A 16,177-nucleotide genomic window follows, 5' to 3' on the forward strand; every position below is an offset into this window, starting at 1 on the left:
GGATCTAATTTGTATTGTGAGGAAACTATTTGTGTTGTGATCGTGGATGGGGCGGGCAATTCAGGTCGTATTTTCTGGTTTGTGCATTTAACACTGGCGGTCTGTATTTTAAATTACTACATTGATAATACTTTGAAACAGACTTTGACGTATTATTAAATCAATGTGTTATGCGCCTGCTAATTCTGTGAATCAAAGCAAATGCAGGTTTTATAAATACAGAGATTAAATTGGCATACCCGGTGATAGGAAGGTTGTGAGATTATCATAAAGTAAAATATATTGATTTTTCTGATTTCATGTCGTTAACCAGATTGTATTATTGAATCCCGGAATCAGTCTTAATAAGCATATATGCACCTTAGAGCCTTGAACAGTACAGTTTAAGTTATAAGTCACTTATTTTGTATGCGCCTTATAACGCATTAATGATAATTTCAATGCACTGTTTTACCGATAATTTTGAACTATCAATAATCAAATGCTCCTGGTCCCATTGTTCGTAATCACGTGTGATGACAGCTTCCCAGTCCGGTAGTTTTAATCCTTCTATATCTGAAACCCTGTTTTCTACACGTGATCGATGAGTATTCACGTCTGAGCAAATCACCTCAACTTCCACGAATTTTGAGCCAGTTGATAAAGCAACCTCCCGATAGGCTTCGCGTGTCAGCAATAGCGGGTTAACTGAGTCTGCAATAACGTTCAAACCCAGTTTCAGATTATCCCGGGCAAGTTCGTATGCAACAAAGTATCCTGCAGGGCCAGTCTCTTTACCATGATTCTCTGCGCAACGTATTGCCTGTTCGATAGTGTCTATACGTAAGTATACGGCACCAAGTTTCTTCGCGAGAGCATGGGCTATCGTGCTTTTTCCACTTCCTGGTAATCCGGCAAAGATGATAAACATTTTCTAATCCCTTAATTTTGTTTGATGCATGGTTAGTAGATGATATCCAATGTGCCGAACTGGATTTTAAGTGTTATGCCCACAGAGGATGTAAACGTGATTGTACAGGGCTGGTTGGCAGAATTCTTTTTTTTGGATTTATAAATTGCACTGGATAACAGTCTGCCGGGTTCTCAGGATGAGCAAAATGCTTTTATCCGGAGCCCGATTATGCCCCACACTGATACTCCTGAACAGGCTGCTGTCATCGCATGGAAGGGCGAACGTCTGGTTGTCTGTGCTTTTGCCGGGAGTGGCAAAACCACCACACTTCGTCGTTATGCTGAGGAAAATCCAACGGAACGAATGCTCTATATTGCTTATAACCGTGCCATCAGAGATGAGGCGGAGCAGAAATTCCCCTTCAACGTTACCTGCAAAACATCGCATCAACTGGCCTGGCCGACGGTCGGGAAACATTACAGTCATCGTCTGATTAATTCACTACGACTGACCGATGTCGCCCGGGCGCTAAACTCCCGCAACTGGTTGCTGGCCAGACTGACGCTTAATGTTCTGAATCGCTTTATGTGCAGCGCGGCCACCGATATTACGCCTGAACACATGCCTGATACTGACGACTGTAAGGGGCTACAACCAGGTCAAATCCTGCTTTCAGCAAAGAAAATCTGGGCAATAATGTCGGCCCGCCAGGGGGATTTTCCGGTCACCCATGATACTTATCTAAAGCTTTACCAGCTGAGCAAACCGAATCTTTCTTCCCGCTATACCACGTTATTGTTTGATGAAGCACAGGATGCCAATCCTGTCATCAGCGCCATTGTGCTCAACCAGACCTGCAGGGTAGTTCTGGTTGGAGATACTCATCAGCAAATCTACCGCTTTCGTGGGGCGGATAATGCCATGCAGGCTCCGCAACTGGAGAACTCAGACCGTCTTTGGCTAACCCACAGCTTCCGCTTCGGTCCGGAGGTAGCCGGGGTGGTCAACAGGCTGCTGGCCCTGAAGGGCGAAACGCATCAGATAACTGGAAAGGGGGGCGCAGACCGTGTTCTGCTCACAATGCCGCGGAATTTTGGCCATCATGCTGTTCTTCACCGATCTGTCTGTGGTGTCATCCGGACGGCACTGCACTGGTCGCTGGCTGGCAGGAAAGTATTCTGGGTTGGTGGTATTGAAAGCTACAGAATTGAGGATTTACTGGATTTGTACTGGTTCTCAATTGATATGTCGGAGCGTATGCGGCACGACAGGCTGACCCGTGAATACCGGGACTATGATGAATATCTGCAGATAGCTGAAGATACCGGTGATGTGGAGATGAAGCAGGCGATATTTATTCTTGAACAGTTTTTTCGTTACCGGACAGACTGAATACGTTACGTGAGCAACGCGTCATCAGTGAATCTGAAGCTGATGTGACGGTATGTACAGCACACAGGAGTAAGGGGCTCGAATGGGACAGGGTGAAGTTACATGATGACTTTCCCGATATTCTGGATCCTGACATGCCGGCAAGTCAGCGGCAGGATGAAATTAACCTCATGTATGTGGCAGCCACCCGGGTGCGTAAAGTGCTTATAACCGATCCGATATTGCACGAGCTTCTGATCCAGCCCCGGGCTGAAGACATAGCCGGAACTTATGCGGATAAATCGGGTGAGTCGGAAGTGAGTACAGGAAACGATAAAAAAGGGACTGAATATGTTCCGGAAAGTTAAGTCATGGATGGAGAAGAAAAACCTCAGACAGATAGAAGAAAATAAATCGGGAAATGCGAAGAAGATACTTATTCCCTGTACGAATGGATATTTTAACCCTGCGGTCATTTCAGATTTGTTACAGCATGAACGACGGCAGCAATGGTTAAGGATTTTGTGGGAGAACAGCGCGCTACCTAAAGAGCGTTTTGAACGTTATTTTTTACTCCCTTTACACGGCGTTGTGGGTTTATGTCAGAGACTCCCGGCTTCGGCTCAGGGGAAATTTGCCTATACAGACGGCATGGTGGATTACGTCCTACAGACGACGGTCTTTGCCGTACGTTTATCAAAAGGATATATGCTGCCCCGAGGTGCATCTGCAGAGGAACAATCTGCGCAGTCAGTCAGCTGGAGTGCTGTCGTTTATTACGCTGCATTATTCCACTCGTTGGGGCGCTTATGGAATATTGAAGGCGAGCTCCGTAGTGGTGCTGTATGGCGCCCGGGATTAAGTGTTCCGGAAGAACCTTATCGTTTTCGTTTCAAAGCAGAACCCGATATAGCAGGTGCTCAGGTTTATGGTGAATTGATCGCTCTCAGATTTTTGCCAGAACCGGTTCTTCAGTGGCTGGGTAAAAACCCTGATATTCTGAGAACATTGCTGGCTTTCATTAGCGGACGTTACAGTGATGCAATGGATATTACGGATATCGTTAATGAGGCCATTGTGCATGCCGGAGGGATACCTCTTGGTTTTCCCATTGCACAGGAAGAGCAGACTTCTGAATTAGCAGAGACACTTAACCCTGCCGCGACAGTAGCTCCCGTGTTGAGGAAAGGTTCTTCTACAACTCCTCCTGATGTCCCTGTCATGGTTGATGGAGGGCAGGAGACTGCTGTCCTTTTATCTTCCCTTGATTCTGATGCTAAGCCTGAACGTGGGGAAGGGCAGCTTACTGCTGAAACAGATCCAGATGTTCTTCAGGTCATGTCGATTCTGGGAGGGCTGACGAACACTGACACACAGTCGCCTGAAAAGGAAGGCGTGAATACAGAGACCGATATGGTGGCAGGAGAATCGTTTCCGGAAGTCGCGGTTGCACTTGAGACTTCAGCAGCAGAAGAGGTTATCAATGACACTGTTACCACTGAATGCACTGGACCATCCTCGGGTGGCGTATCATCCCTTTCCTCAACGGCGCTGGGAGATTTGTTCTGGTCCTGGCTAAGGGATGGGCTTCGTGAGGGGGATATACCGGTAAATACTGCTGATGCCTGTGTTCATCTGACTTGTGGCTTCGTATTTATCAGCGTCCCGGGTGTTTTTTTTCTGTTTTTGAAATCACATTCGCGTTCCTGTTCTTCTGGTCTGAAAGAAAGCGGGAGGAAGGAGCAGGTGCAGGCGGCATTTGAGAAGATGCGAAAACATCGGGTCAGTGATTCCCGGCGATTCTGGCAATGCTGTCTTTATGAAGAGCCAGGGGGCAGGGGGAGATACAAAAAGTTAACAGGGTATCTGATAAAAATGTCAGAGATTTATGCTAATGGTAACTTTCCCGACGATAGTTTAATTCTAAAGGTCATCAATTGAAATAAAATGTAACAAATTAAATATAAGAAAAGTCTTAAAACCCCCTCAGTTCCTGTAACAAATTGAAATATTTTTCCGTTGTCATGTGCATGAAATTACGGGATTTTAAACCCACACAAGTTGTATGTGTATTAATAATAAAAGCTTAATAGCGGTGATAAAAATGGAAACAAATATTACCTGGCAACAATTGATAGATGAATACTTCTTCGCTAAACCTCTGCGCTCAGCATCTGAATGGAGTTACACCAAAGTCTTCAAATCATTTGTACATTATATGGGGCCGTTAAGCTGCCCTAATGATGTGACATATCACAAAGTGCTTGCCTGGCGCCGTTTTCTTTTAAAAGAGAAAAAGCTGTCCGGACGTACCTGGAATAACAAGGTGGCGCATATGCGGGCCATCTTTAACTACGGTATACAGCGTGGGTTACTGCACTATGACGAAAATCCGTTTAACAATTCGGTAGTTAAACCGGATAAAAAGAGAAAGAAAACGCTCACTCAGGCACAGATTGAGTATGCCTATCAGATCATGGAGCAGTATGAAAATCAGGAGAATACAGGGCTGGGACTGAAATATTCCCGCTGCGCCTTATTTCCTGCCTGGTTCTGGCTCACTGTCCTGGATACGCTCTATTACACAGGGATACGTCAGAACCAGTTATTACATATTCGGCTGAATGATGTTGATTTGAGAGAAGGGCAGATTCGGCTGATTACGGAGGGGTGTAAAAATCACAAAGAACACTATGTGCCGGTGATCAGTTTTCTGCGTCCCCGGCTGACCTGTTTAATGGAGAAAGCGCAGAGCGAAGGATTGAAAGGCAATGACCGCCTGTTCAATATTGCACTTTTTACCGGCAAAGATCCCGCCATTGGCGATGACATGGATTCTCCTCAGGTAAGAGCATTCTTCCGTCGTCTGTCCAAGGAGTGTCAGTTTGCGATTAGTCCTCATCGTTTCAGACACACGCTGGCAACGGAGATGATGAAAATGCCGGAACAGAATCTGCATATGGCGCAAAGTGTGCTGGGTCATTCAAACATGAAATCCACGCTGGAATATGTGGAGAATGATATTGCAGTGATGGGGAGGGCTCTTGAAGCGCAGTTTATGCAGATTAAGGCAGCACATGCCCGAAGCATTTACAGTGGGTTGACAAAGAATAGATAAGCTGTAACGATATTGGGTGATCGAGAAAAGGGAACTTGCCGCAAACAAGTTCCCTTACTTGAGAAACCCTAAAATCCATCTCGATGTGTAGACTGACCTGCTACATCGATTGTCCTTTCGGGTTCCACGTAACGTCCGTTAAGGTTCTCAAGCCCTAACCAACGTACTTTGATAAGAGTGGTGCCCGGACTCGGAATCGAACCAAGGACACGGGGATTTTCAATCCCCTGCTCTACCGACTGAGCTATCCGGGCAACGGGGCGCATTAAACCGTAATCCGGACACCCCGTCAACCAAATTTCTCGCTTTTTCGGTTGGTTGCTTAACTATGCAGCGATTTCGCTGTTTTCTCGAGGATTTCGCTCAAAATCATAGCGCGCCGTTATCGCCTTCGCGAAGAATCCATTCACTTTTAATGGATGCTACATGGCGTGTGCCGGTAACTGAATACTCTCCGACAATATCCTGATCTTTTGGCGAAACGAGAGTGATGAACTCTCCTCTACCAAAATAACTCTCGACAGAACCGATAAGGCACTCCCCATTTACCCAGACAGGAATAGCTGCGACAGGTTCAGACGTATAGTTCCCTGCAATCCCTGAACTGTAATTGTCCGCGTCTTCCTGCAACGTACCAGCAGGGATTGGGCAGATTGGGGAAACGCCGTCGCTTGCCTGTTGGTTTTGTAAAAGCATGCTTTGCATTTTATTCAGTTCGGTAATGAGCTTTGTTTTGTCTTTGGTATTCAATTTCGGGAGTAGGGGTTGTCCTTCTTCCCGTGGTTCGATTGAATTCATATCGTATTCATAGCGATAGTGGACGGCTACGACGGGAGCCTTCTCGTCTGGGTTAAATGGACGCAGCAGATAAAGCTTCTCTTCATTATATAAGCCGTTGTACCAGAGAGCATAAACCTTACCGTTGATGCGAACCCATTGGCTCCACTGGTTGGCGCCGCGCCCATTCTCCGAAAATAGCGCCCCGGGTACGCCAAAGTCATCGTCATCCTGTTTGCCATTAACGACGACGAAGGCATTATCACCGCGTTTGAGTACGCCGGTGTAGCTGAATAATCCTGTGCCGCCAACGTAGCTGTTGATGATGAGATCGCGTTTACCGTCGTCATCCAGATCAATGAGCGTAAAGTTCACGCCTCCATTTTCTGAATCGACACTAAACGTTGTGCGAGAAAATGCCTGCCACTCATCATCGCTAATCTCAGGGGAGGGTTTCGCGGTTGGTTCTGTTGAGTCTTCAGCGTAAGAGATCCTGAAATCAGTGATTTGACCGGTTAATGGAAACTGACTGGCGATTTTGCTCAGTTCCAAGCCCGGATCGCTTTTTTGCATGCTCTCTACAGCGCTATGTAGCGTTTTTAGGGCCGTGTTATCCGTATCTACATCAGACTGAGAACGTAAGATGCTGACGAACGTAGGGAGCGTCCAGACACCGCCAACAGAAAGGTTTCCTTGTCCGCCGCTGCGGTATTCGTCGCGCAAGGTGAAGTTGTTACCCTCCCAGACCCAGAGCTGAATGGGATCGCTGAAACGGGCTATCTCACCGTTCTCATATTCACTGGCATCACTCGTGATTAGTTTAGGCGAAGCCGTTAGTTCAGTATTGGTTAGCCAGAGGATGGTGCGTGAGCTATCAAAGCATTCGGTTTGAATGAGTACATGTTGTTTATCCACCGGGATGCGGTAATAAATGCGTTCCTGACCCTCTTCCAGTTCGCGGCAATTCATCTCGGGAGTGACCCTGATTTTGGGTTCTATTTTTTGTCGCTGCGCGGTCGTTAACGGTTCTACGTCCGGCGTGCGGATGACGGGGTGGGTGATGATAAGTGGGGCAGGCTCAGCGTTAAGCACATCATTACTGTTTTTATCTCCTGGATGCAGCACAGCGCTTTGGGTATTGATGCGTTTCTGGAATTCATCCATTTTCAGCAGCACAGCGCTCGAACCTGCATTAGAAAGCAGTAATCGTTCGCCATCTGCTGCAAACTCAATGGTATTGTCCTGACGTAAGGCGTCCAGAAACACCTTTCGCTGTTGGTAGTTGAGTTTAAAATATCCCTCTGCGGAAAACGTTAGCGCGCCTTGCTTTTGACCATCAATAAAAAGCGTGGCGTCTTTCACGGAGGGTTGATTCGCCGTACGCGGTGCAAAAGCAACCTCGACATACACGCTGGTGTCGGGGCCAGCCGCACGTGTGAGCAGTACGCTTACCGCATGGTCACTATAACCTGCCGCTCGACAGGTACCCGTATTATCACACGCAACTTCCCAGTCTTTATGTGCAAACGAAAAACCGTTTAATGGATTGGCATACAGGGGGGCTGAGATAAAACCTGCGAGGAGAATGCAGTGCGCGAGACGCATATAATTCCTTTTAATATGTCGGTATTGCCGAAATTATATGCGGTTCATAAAAGTTACGAAATCCGAATTAAGTCAGCGCCCCGCCCATACGGCACTGAGCAAAGCGCAGGATATCTTCAGCCAGGCGGTGTGCCGTTTCGACATCAGCATGGCTACGATTCACCAGCATGCGGCTCAGGCAGCCTTCCAGCACCAGTTCCATTTGTTTAGCGACCATTGCCGGGTCGTCAACTTCCAGCGTGGTCAGCAGCTCATGGGTGAAGTCATGCGCCGCCTTTTTTTGCTGATCGGCTAACTGATGGATCGGGTGCCCGGGATCGGGGTAAAACGTACAGGCGGCGATGAACAGGCAGCCTGGATAGCGATTATTGCTTACGCATTCGGACAGCGCGGTGTAGCGCGCCAGTAATTTCTGCTCGACGCTCAAGGTGTCATCCAGCAAAAGCTGACGCCGCCAGATATCCACCCGCTGGCTGAGGTAACGTAGCGCATCGTACAGAATGGCCTCTTTATCGGGCCAAAAGCGCTGCAGTTCATCCAGAGGATAATCGATACGCTCGGCCACCATTTCCAGCGTGGTATTGGCTATCCCTTGAACCTCAAGTAATTTAAGGGCTTCTCCCAGGACATCTTCACGTTGCACGGTATTCTCCTCCGTATTTCCTGTTGCAAGTGTCGCTCACGGTTGGCGATCGCGCAAATGTGCGCTGAAGGTCGCGGCATCCATAAAACCCGTTACCCGGGCATCCGGGTGCTCTTTCCCCTCAGCGTCAAAGAACAAAATAGTCGGCAAACCTAAAACCTGAAGATGTTTCAGCAGAGCAACATCCTGGGCATTGTTTGCGGTCACATCCGCCTGCAAAAGCACCGTGTCGCCTAGCGCTTGCTGAACCTGCGGATTACTGAACGTATACTTCTCGAACTCTTTACAGGCCACGCACCAGTCGGCATACAGATCCAACATTACGGGCTTACCTTTGGCTTGTGCCAGTGCCTGATTTAGCGCATCTACCGAAGCCACCGGCGTGAAGTTAAGGTGTGTCTGGGGTTGAGCATGCGGCGCACCGAACGCCCAGTCCTGCAATGGCCGTACGCTTACCAGCGCTGCAGCTAACAGGACAATCTGCACGATGCGCATCCAGGCGTGCTTTGCCTGCAGACTGGTAATGAATGCCCAGCTAAAGAACGCGACGCCCAGCAGTGACCACAGGCGCACTCCCCATTCGTCGCCGATGATGCGTTCAAGTAAGAAGACGGGAAGCGCCAGAATGACAAAGCCAAAAGCGGTTTTGACATGCTCCATCCATGGGCCGCTTTTAGGCAGCAGGCGGTTGCCGAATACGGTAATCAGCATCAGGGGTAATCCCATCCCCAGCGCGTACAGATACAGCGTGCCACCTCCCAGCCACATGTTTCCGCTCTGAGCGATATACAGCAAAATCGCGCTTAGCGGGGCTGTGGTACAAGGGGAACAGATGAGGCCGGCAATCGCGCCCATTGCAAAGACGCTGCCGGGGGAGCCGCCTTGCTGGCGGTTGCTCATCAATGTAAGGCGCGTTTGCAGCGATGAAGGGAGCTGCAGCGTGAACAAACCAAACATCGACAACGCGAGCAGGGTAAAGATGACGGCAAGGCCAATCAGAACGTAAGGATGCTGTAGTGCAGCCTGGAACTGCAATCCGGCGGCCGCAACAACCAGACCCAGTGCGGTATAGGTGAGCGCCATCCCCTGGACGTAGATAAACGTCAACAGCAGCGCGCGTCCGGTTGATAAGCGTTGTTTGCCTCCCAGCACGATGCCGGAAATCAGCGGATACATCGGCAATACGCAAGGCGTAAACGCGATGCCTATTCCGATCAGCAATGCCCACAGCGCCGAGAAAGGAAGTTGGGCTGCGGGCGGCGTTATCTCTTGCTGAGCATTGCTGGCAGGCACTGGCCCAGGCGTCGCCTGGATATCGGCAGACACTTCACTTAAGGGCACCGTTTTCGTTTCTGGAGGATAGCAAAAACCGGCGTCGGCACAGCCCTGATACGTGACAGTTAATGTGGCGCCAGATTTAGCCTGATTGACCGTGACTGGGATGGTCAGCTGTTTACGGTAAATCTCACTTTTGCCGTAAAACTCATCTTCATGCCAGACGCCAGGCGGCAGTTTTACCTCGGCAATATCGGCCTGAGATGGCGTAATGCTTATCTGTTTGCGATACAGATAGTAGCCATCTTTAACCTGCCATGTGAGGTTCAGATCGTGTTGGTTTTGCTGGAAATCAAAAATAAACGCCCGATCGGCAGGTACAAACTGCGAGCGGCCAGGCGCGTCAAATAATCCGGCAAAGGTAGATGTGCTGCACAGCAGCAGGATCAGCGTAAGGATGCGTTGAGCCATGAGCGGTAATCAAAGTCTCCGTGAGTGACGGGTAAAACCAGAAGTTCAGGCGTTTGATACGGATGATGTGACTTCAGGCAATCGAGAAGGGCTTGCTGGTGTGTAACGGTGGTTTTTAAAATCATCTGGACTTCATATTCCTGCTCAAGTTTACCTTCCCAATAATAGAGGGAGGTAGCACCAGGCAGTAGCGTCACGCAGGCAGCCAGCTTTTCCGCCAGCACTTTGGCGGCGAGATCCTGGGCGGTTGCTTCATCCGGTGCGGTACAGAGCACCACAACGGTATCGGGGATGGAAATATCCTGACTCTTAACATCAAGCATAAACACCTCGAAAGAACAGAGTAACCAGCTAAAGAGTGGTCACTATACAACGGACGAGGGAAGGATGTTAGCTAAAGCGGGGGTGATGAAGAAGAGGAACTGCAGGGCGCGAAGGCACCCTGCAGTGAAGTCTTACAGCATGAAGCTGCCCAGCAAGAAGCCGAAGCAGACAGCCAGAACCACACCCAGAGTACCTGGGATGAAGAACGGATGGTTAAAGACGAATTTACCGATGCGGGTTGTACCGGTGTCATCCATCTGAACCGCCGCAACCAGAGTTGGGTAAGTTGGCAGAATGAACAGGCCAGAAACCGCTGCGAAAGATGCAACAGCAGTCAGAGGGGAAACGTTCAGAGCCAGAGCCATCGGCATCAGTGCTTTAGCGGTTGCAGCCTGAGAGTACAACAGCGCAGAAGCAAAGAAGAAGATGACAGCCAGCAGCCACGGATGACCCTGAATTACGCTACCTGCAGTATCTTTGATCCAGTCAATGTTGTGAGATACGAAGGTATCACCCAGCCATGCAACACCCAGGATACAAATACAGGCGCTCATACCGGCTTTGAAGGTGCTGGAGTTCAGGATGGAGTCAGTTTCAACGCGGCAGACGATCGTCGTCAGCGTCGCGACGCTCAGCATGATGATCAGGATTGCGTTGGTGGTGTTCATCAGCGGTTTAGCGACCAGGCCAAGGCTTGGGCTGTTGATGATGGCGTATACAACGACGCAAACCACGCCCAGCAGGAACAGCCAAACGGAGGTTTTCGCGCCAGCTTTGATTTCAACTTGTCTTTCACCGCGCAGTTCAACCAGGCCTTCTTCCAGACGCTTACGATAAATCGGGTCGTCAGACAGTTTGGAGTTGAACAGTGCGGTGATCAGGAAGGACATCACCAGAACGGCCAGCAGGGTGGACGGAATGACCACGGACAGCAGGTGAATATAGCTGATGCCATGACCTTCCATGACGGAAGACATGTAAACCACGGCTGCGGAGATTGGCGATGCCGTAATCGCAATCTGTGCAGAAACTACTGCGGTGGAGAGCGGACGGCAAGGCTTGATACCTTGTTCCTTCGCGACTTCAGCGATAACCGGCAGAGTTGCCAGAGAGATGTTGCCGGTACCGGCAAAGATAGTCAGGAAATAGGTCACGATGGGGGCAAGGATCGTGATGTATTTCGGGTTTTTACGCAGCAGCTTTTCAGTTTGATGAACCAGATAGTCCAGACCACCTGCAATCTGCATAGCAGAGATGGCAGCGATAACCGCCATGATAATGGAAATAACGTCGAACGGAATATTACCCGGTTTTACGCCTATAGCGGCAAGAACCAGAACACCCAGCCCACCTGCAAATCCAATACCGATACCCCCAAGTCTGGCACCTAAAAAGATTGCCAGCAAAACGATGATAAGTTCTAAAACTATCATATTAGCCTTCCTTGTTGTTTAACAAGTTGATATTAAATTGTTGTTTTTAAGTAACTTCGAGTAAGAAAAAAGGCACGTCATCATGACGTGCCTTCTCCGGTACTACCCTACACGATTACTGTTCGCTTTCATCAGTATAACGTTTTGCTTTATAAGCAGGGTGCATCAGGTTCTGTGCAGAGAAGATATCGTCCAGTTCAGACTCGGTCAACAGACCGCGTTCCAGGACAACTTCACGTACGCTCTTACCTGTTTCGGCACAAATTTTACCGACGATGTCGCCGTTGTGGTGACCGATGAACGGGTTGAGGTAAGTAACGATGCCGATGGAGTTGAATACAAACGCTTCACAGACTTCTTTGTTAGCAGTGATACCACTAACGCATTTTTCCAGCAGGTTGTAGCAAGCGTTGCTCAGAATGTGAATGGATTCAAACATTGCCTGGCCAATGACCGGTTCCATTACGTTCAACTGCAGCTGACCAGCTTCAGATGCCATGGTAACAGTGATGTCGTTACCGATGACTTTAAAGCAAACCTGGTTTACGACTTCCGGAACAACCGGGTTCACTTTTGCTGGCATGATAGAGGAACCAGCCTGCAGTTCTGGCAGGTTGATTTCATTCAGGCCGGCACGTGGGCCAGAGGAGAGCAAACGCAGGTCGTTACAGATTTTGGACATCTTAACAGCCAGACGTTTCAGCGCGCCGTGCACCATAACGTATGCGCCGCAGTCAGAAGTCGCTTCAATCAGGTCTTCAGCCGGAACACAGGCGAAGCCAGTGACTTCAGCCAGTTTCTGTACAGCCAGCGGAGAGTACTCTTTCGGCGTGTTCAGACCCGTACCGATTGCAGTTGCGCCGAGGTTAACTTCCAGCAGCAGCTCAGCGGTACGACTAATGTTTTTCACTTCTTCTTTCAACAGTATGCTGAAAGCATGGAATTCCTGACCGAGGGTCATCGGTACAGCATCCTGCAGCTGGGTACGGCCCATTTTCAGGATGTCCTGGAATTCAACAGCTTTTTGTTCGAAGCCTTCACGCAGTTGGTTCAGCGCATCGATCAGTTTGATGATGGAAGCGTATACCGCGATACGGAAGCCAGTAGGGTAAGCGTCGTTGGTAGACTGACATTTGTTAACGTGGTCGTTCGGATTCAGGTACTGATATTCACCTTTCTGGTGACCCATCAGTTCCAGACCGATATTGGCCAGCACTTCGTTGGTGTTCATGTTGACGGAGGTACCCGCACCACCCTGGTAAACGTCTACCGGGAATTGATCCATGCATTTTCCGTTATTCAGGACTTCATCACACGCCGCGATGATGGCATTTGCCACACTCTTAGGAATGGTTTGCAGCTCTTTGTTGGCCATTGCCGCTGCCTTTTTAACCATTACCATACCGCGAACAAATTCAGGAATGTCGCTGATTTTGTTGTTGCTAATGTAGAAGTTTTCAATCGCTCTCAGAGTGTGAACACCGTAGTAAGCGTCCGCTGGAACTTCCCTGGTACCCAACAAGTCTTCTTCGATACGAATGTTGTTTAACATGTGAACCTTCTTTTTCAAGCTGCCAATGATTTGACTAAACACACAGGATATATGTGATTTCGATTGTTTCTCGACCGACGATTATCCCCTGCATCGGTCTGATACCCGAGATCATATGCTGGTTAAGGATTTCTACCGTAATCTGGATCACTTAAAGCGTGGAATTTACCCCTTATTTATTATTCTGTGAAATGGATCACCCCTTTGTGATTAACCCCAAATATTAGTGTACAAGCCACTTGAAATTTTGCTAACCACCACAATATCGAATCGATGCGATTAACATAATTTTTCGAACAGAAGTTGAACAAAACGGCTGTTATTAACAGGAGATCCCTTTGCGCTGGATACCATTGCTTGCCATTTTTCTCTATGTTTACATAGAGATATCTATTTTTATTCAGGTTGCCCATGTGATGGGCGTCCTGATGACGCTGATTTTGGTTATTTTTACGTCGGTTATCGGTATGTCTCTGGTTCGTAATCAGGGATTTAAGAACTTTTTACTGATGCAACAAAAAATGGCGGCTGGTGAAAGTCCGGCTGCAGAAATGATCAAAAGCGTATCGCTGATTATTGCCGGCCTGCTGTTGGTGCTGCCTGGTTTTTTCACCGATTTTCTCGGTCTTCTTCTTTTATTACCACCAGTACAAAAACATCTGACGATGAAACTGCTGCCGCATTTGCGTTTTTCGCGTATGCCGGGCGGGGGGTTTAGCGCCGGAACCGGCGGCGGTGAGACCTTTGATGGCGAATTTCAGCGCAAGGATGACGATCGTAACCGTCTTGATCATAAAGATGACGATCGCCGTGACTGACCCTGTAAGCCTGGCCAGTATGTAGGCCGGATAAGCGTTAGCGCCATCCGGCAAAAGTGTTTATATGCCGGATGATGGCGTCAACGTTGCCTTATCCGGCCTGCGGGGTAAAAACAGCCACAGCCCTGCCAGCATAATCAGCGCGTACAGGCTCTTCCAGCCAACCATCGCCAGCAGCAACAGACACAGCAGACCGCCAATGACCGCCAGCGCGCGATAATGCCCTTTCAGTAATCGACATCCCGCCAGCATGCACAGCAAATAAATCATAATAAAGATGCCGTTGGCATAGACGATTAACGCATCGAGATTGATTTGCAGCATATAGATGCACAAGGTGCTGACTACGCAGCAGCCCAGTACGGCATTTAGCGCATTGCGCGGAAGGTGGCGGGGAGACAGACGAGCCAGATAACTCTCCGGCTTATATTGCGCCTGCGACCAGACCAGCCGGGCGAAACTTTGAATATAAATGTTGAGGCTGGCAAAACAGGCCAGATAACCAATGATGCAGGCCACCCACAGTGCCTGTACGCCAAACAGCTGCACGACGATTTCAGGCAATGATGCCGCTGCCGCCATTTGCTCACCGTAAGCGCCAAAATGAAGCACCACGACGGTACATGCCCAATAAACAGACCCCGCCAGCAGCAGGCCGATCATCAGCGCGCGTGGGAAGTCTCGCTCCGGATTTTTGAATTCAGACGCCAGATGGGCAAACGCTTCAAGGCCGACAAAACACCAAAACATCACCGACAACGCGGCGAACAGACCGGGAAGCTCAATATCGGTAATCGCAGGGAAGGGGATTTCGCCAGGCTTCAGATCGCCCGCCCACCAGATAGCGACAATGAGGGCAACAATCAGTCCGGCAATGACCGTTTGCAGATTCGCGCTGGAGCTTGCGCCGCGGGAGCCGATATACCAAACCAGTCCCAGCGTACCGAGCTCTGCCAGCAGCAGTTGCTCGTCATGCCAGCCAAACATCGCCTGACCGAATCCGGCGGCGATATGTAATGCCGCAGGCAAGCCGACGGGAATCACCGACAAAAACAGCCATCCGGTGACGCGCTCCAGCCGTGAACCAAAGGCCATGCCGACAAAATGCGCCACGCCGCCCGCGCTGGGAAAATGGCGACCCAGTATGGCAAAGACGATCGCCACGGGAAAAACTAAAACAATCAGCACCGGCCAGGCCCACAAACTGTTGTTGCCGGCCACGAGCGCAGCCAGCGCAGGGACGGCGAAAACGCCTGTACCTAACAATGATGTCGACAACAGGCCAACGCCCTGAGCCAGTCCCAGCTCTTGTTTCAGTCCGCTCATAAGTTGTTATCCGGTTATGCCCAATGACGGGCTACAGCGCAGATTTTTGATGGTATCACAATCGAATTTGCTTATGACGACGCGACTGAAATCGTTATGAAATGTGAGGCGCGTCGGCGTTTTGACGGGATTTTCTGCTGATAAAAAATTTTTTTCGCTTGCCCCCTTGAAGGGACAAAACCCCATCCCCATCTCTCTGGTCACTAGCCGGGAAACCGTTTACGGGCCGGCGTCACCCATAACTGATAAAGACTTTCTCAAAGGAGAGCTATCAATGAGTATTCGTCCGTTACATGATCGTGTGATCGTCAAACGTAAAGAAGTTGAATCAAAATCTGCTGGCGGCATCGTACTGACCGGTTCTGCAGCAGGTAAATCAACTCGTGGCGAAATCATCGCTGTCGGTAAGGGTCGCATCCTGGACAACGGTACCGTACAGCCGCTGGACGTGAAAGTCGGCGATATCGTTATTTTCAACGATGGCTACGGTGTTAAATCTGAGAAGATCGACAATGAAGAAGTGTTGATCATGTCTGAAAGCGACATCCTGGCAATTGTTGAAGCCTAATCCG

General features: G+C 49.2%; 12 protein-coding genes, 1 tRNA gene and 1 pseudogene. 5 read left to right on the plus strand and 9 right to left on the minus strand.

Annotation, left to right across the window (positions count from 1 at the left end):
* Positions 1–415 precede the first annotated feature (415 nt).
* Positions 416–910, minus strand: a complete 495-nt coding sequence (locus tag LA337_01375; protein ID UBI16382.1) for an AAA family ATPase — start codon at positions 908–910, stop codon at positions 416–418.
* Positions 911–1,120: 210 nt separating this feature from the next.
* On the opposite strand from LA337_01375, the pseudogene LA337_01380 reads away from it, so the two are divergent.
* The 3 genes and pseudogenes from LA337_01380 (at position 1,121) to LA337_01390 (ending at position 5,381) form a co-directional block, all read left to right on the plus strand.
* A pseudogene (locus LA337_01380) lies at positions 1,121–2,631 on the plus strand (UvrD-helicase domain-containing protein).
* Positions 2,615–4,204 (plus strand): TraI domain-containing protein, encoded by a 1,590-nt coding sequence (locus tag LA337_01385; GenBank protein ID UBI16383.1) that lies wholly within the window; start codon positions 2,615–2,617, stop codon positions 4,202–4,204. Before LA337_01380 ends, LA337_01385 begins: the two are co-directional and overlap by 17 nt.
* Positions 4,205–4,367: 163 nt before the next feature.
* Complete coding sequence (locus LA337_01390) at positions 4,368–5,381, plus strand: tyrosine-type recombinase/integrase (protein UBI16384.1); 1,014 nt, start codon at positions 4,368–4,370, stop codon at positions 5,379–5,381.
* Between the two features lie 178 nt (positions 5,382–5,559).
* On the opposite strand, the gene LA337_01395 is transcribed toward LA337_01390, so the two are convergent.
* The 7 genes from LA337_01395 to aspA all read right to left on the minus strand — a co-directional run bounded on the left by LA337_01395 (position 5,560) and on the right by aspA (position 13,461).
* Positions 5,560–5,635 (minus strand) — tRNA-Phe (locus tag LA337_01395).
* Positions 5,636–5,750: 115 nt separating this feature from the next.
* Positions 5,751–7,763 carry a DUF1176 domain-containing protein gene (locus LA337_01400; GenBank protein UBI16385.1) on the minus strand — a complete coding sequence of 671 codons (2,013 nt, stop codon included), beginning with the start codon at positions 7,761–7,763 and terminating at the stop codon, positions 5,751–5,753.
* A gap of 67 nt (positions 7,764–7,830) precedes the next feature.
* Entirely contained in the window at positions 7,831–8,406 is a 576-nt protein-coding gene (locus LA337_01405; protein UBI16386.1) for a transcriptional regulator, read from the minus strand.
* Between the two features lie 36 nt (positions 8,407–8,442).
* Positions 8,443–10,152: a protein-disulfide reductase DsbD gene (locus LA337_01410; protein ID UBI16387.1), complete on the minus strand. Its 1,710-nt coding sequence runs from the start codon at positions 10,150–10,152 to the stop codon at positions 8,443–8,445.
* Complete coding sequence (gene cutA, locus LA337_01415; GenBank protein ID UBI16388.1) at positions 10,128–10,475, minus strand: divalent cation tolerance protein CutA; 348 nt, start codon at positions 10,473–10,475, stop codon at positions 10,128–10,130. Before cutA ends, LA337_01410 begins: the two co-directional genes overlap by 25 nt.
* Before the next feature lie 132 nt (positions 10,476–10,607).
* A complete protein-coding gene (dcuA, locus tag LA337_01420) occupies positions 10,608–11,909 on the minus strand; it encodes an anaerobic C4-dicarboxylate transporter DcuA (protein ID UBI16389.1) in 1,302 nt (433 codons plus the stop codon).
* A gap of 115 nt (positions 11,910–12,024) precedes the next feature.
* Positions 12,025–13,461, minus strand: coding sequence for an aspartate ammonia-lyase (gene aspA / locus LA337_01425; protein UBI16390.1), 1,437 nt, complete (start codon positions 13,459–13,461; stop codon positions 12,025–12,027).
* Between the two features lie 338 nt (positions 13,462–13,799).
* On the opposite strand from aspA, the gene fxsA reads away from it, so the two are divergent.
* A complete protein-coding gene (gene fxsA / locus LA337_01430) occupies positions 13,800–14,279 on the plus strand; it encodes a membrane protein FxsA (protein UBI16391.1) in 480 nt (159 codons plus the stop codon).
* Positions 14,280–14,339: 60 nt separating this feature from the next.
* Here fxsA and yjeH read toward each other — a convergent pair whose 3' ends face one another.
* Positions 14,340–15,605: an L-methionine/branched-chain amino acid transporter gene (yjeH, locus tag LA337_01435; GenBank protein UBI16392.1), complete on the minus strand. Its 1,266-nt coding sequence runs from the start codon at positions 15,603–15,605 to the stop codon at positions 14,340–14,342.
* 274 nt (positions 15,606–15,879) lie between these two features.
* Between yjeH and LA337_01440 the strand changes: the two genes are divergently transcribed.
* Positions 15,880–16,173 carry a co-chaperone GroES gene (locus tag LA337_01440; protein ID UBI16393.1) on the plus strand — a complete coding sequence of 98 codons (294 nt, stop codon included), beginning with the start codon at positions 15,880–15,882 and terminating at the stop codon, positions 16,171–16,173.
* The last annotated feature ends 4 nt before the right edge of the window (positions 16,174–16,177 follow it).

It is taken from the genome of Citrobacter europaeus (genome assembly GCA_020099315.1).
Classification (GTDB): Bacteria; Pseudomonadota; Gammaproteobacteria; order Enterobacterales; family Enterobacteriaceae; genus Citrobacter; species Citrobacter europaeus.

Coding starts and splice junctions, on each gene's coding strand:
- LA337_01375 (UBI16382.1), bottom strand. CDS start 910: ATGTTTATCATCTTTGCCGGATTACCAGGAAGTGGAAAAAGCACGATA.
- LA337_01385 (UBI16383.1), top strand. CDS start 2,615: ATGTTCCGGAAAGTTAAGTCATGGATGGAGAAGAAAAACCTCAGACAG.
- LA337_01390 (UBI16384.1), top strand. CDS start 4,368: ATGGAAACAAATATTACCTGGCAACAATTGATAGATGAATACTTCTTC.
- LA337_01400 (UBI16385.1), bottom strand. CDS start 7,763: ATGCGTCTCGCGCACTGCATTCTCCTCGCAGGTTTTATCTCAGCCCCC.
- LA337_01410 (UBI16387.1), bottom strand. CDS start 10,152: ATGGCTCAACGCATCCTTACGCTGATCCTGCTGCTGTGCAGCACATCT.
- cutA (UBI16388.1), bottom strand. CDS start 10,475: ATGCTTGATGTTAAGAGTCAGGATATTTCCATCCCCGATACCGTTGTG.
- dcuA (UBI16389.1), bottom strand. CDS start 11,909: ATGATAGTTTTAGAACTTATCATCGTTTTGCTGGCAATCTTTTTAGGT.
- aspA (UBI16390.1), bottom strand. CDS start 13,461: ATGTTAAACAACATTCGTATCGAAGAAGACTTGTTGGGTACCAGGGAA.
- yjeH (UBI16392.1), bottom strand. CDS start 15,605: ATGAGCGGACTGAAACAAGAGCTGGGACTGGCTCAGGGCGTTGGCCTG.
- LA337_01440 (UBI16393.1), top strand. CDS start 15,880: ATGAGTATTCGTCCGTTACATGATCGTGTGATCGTCAAACGTAAAGAA.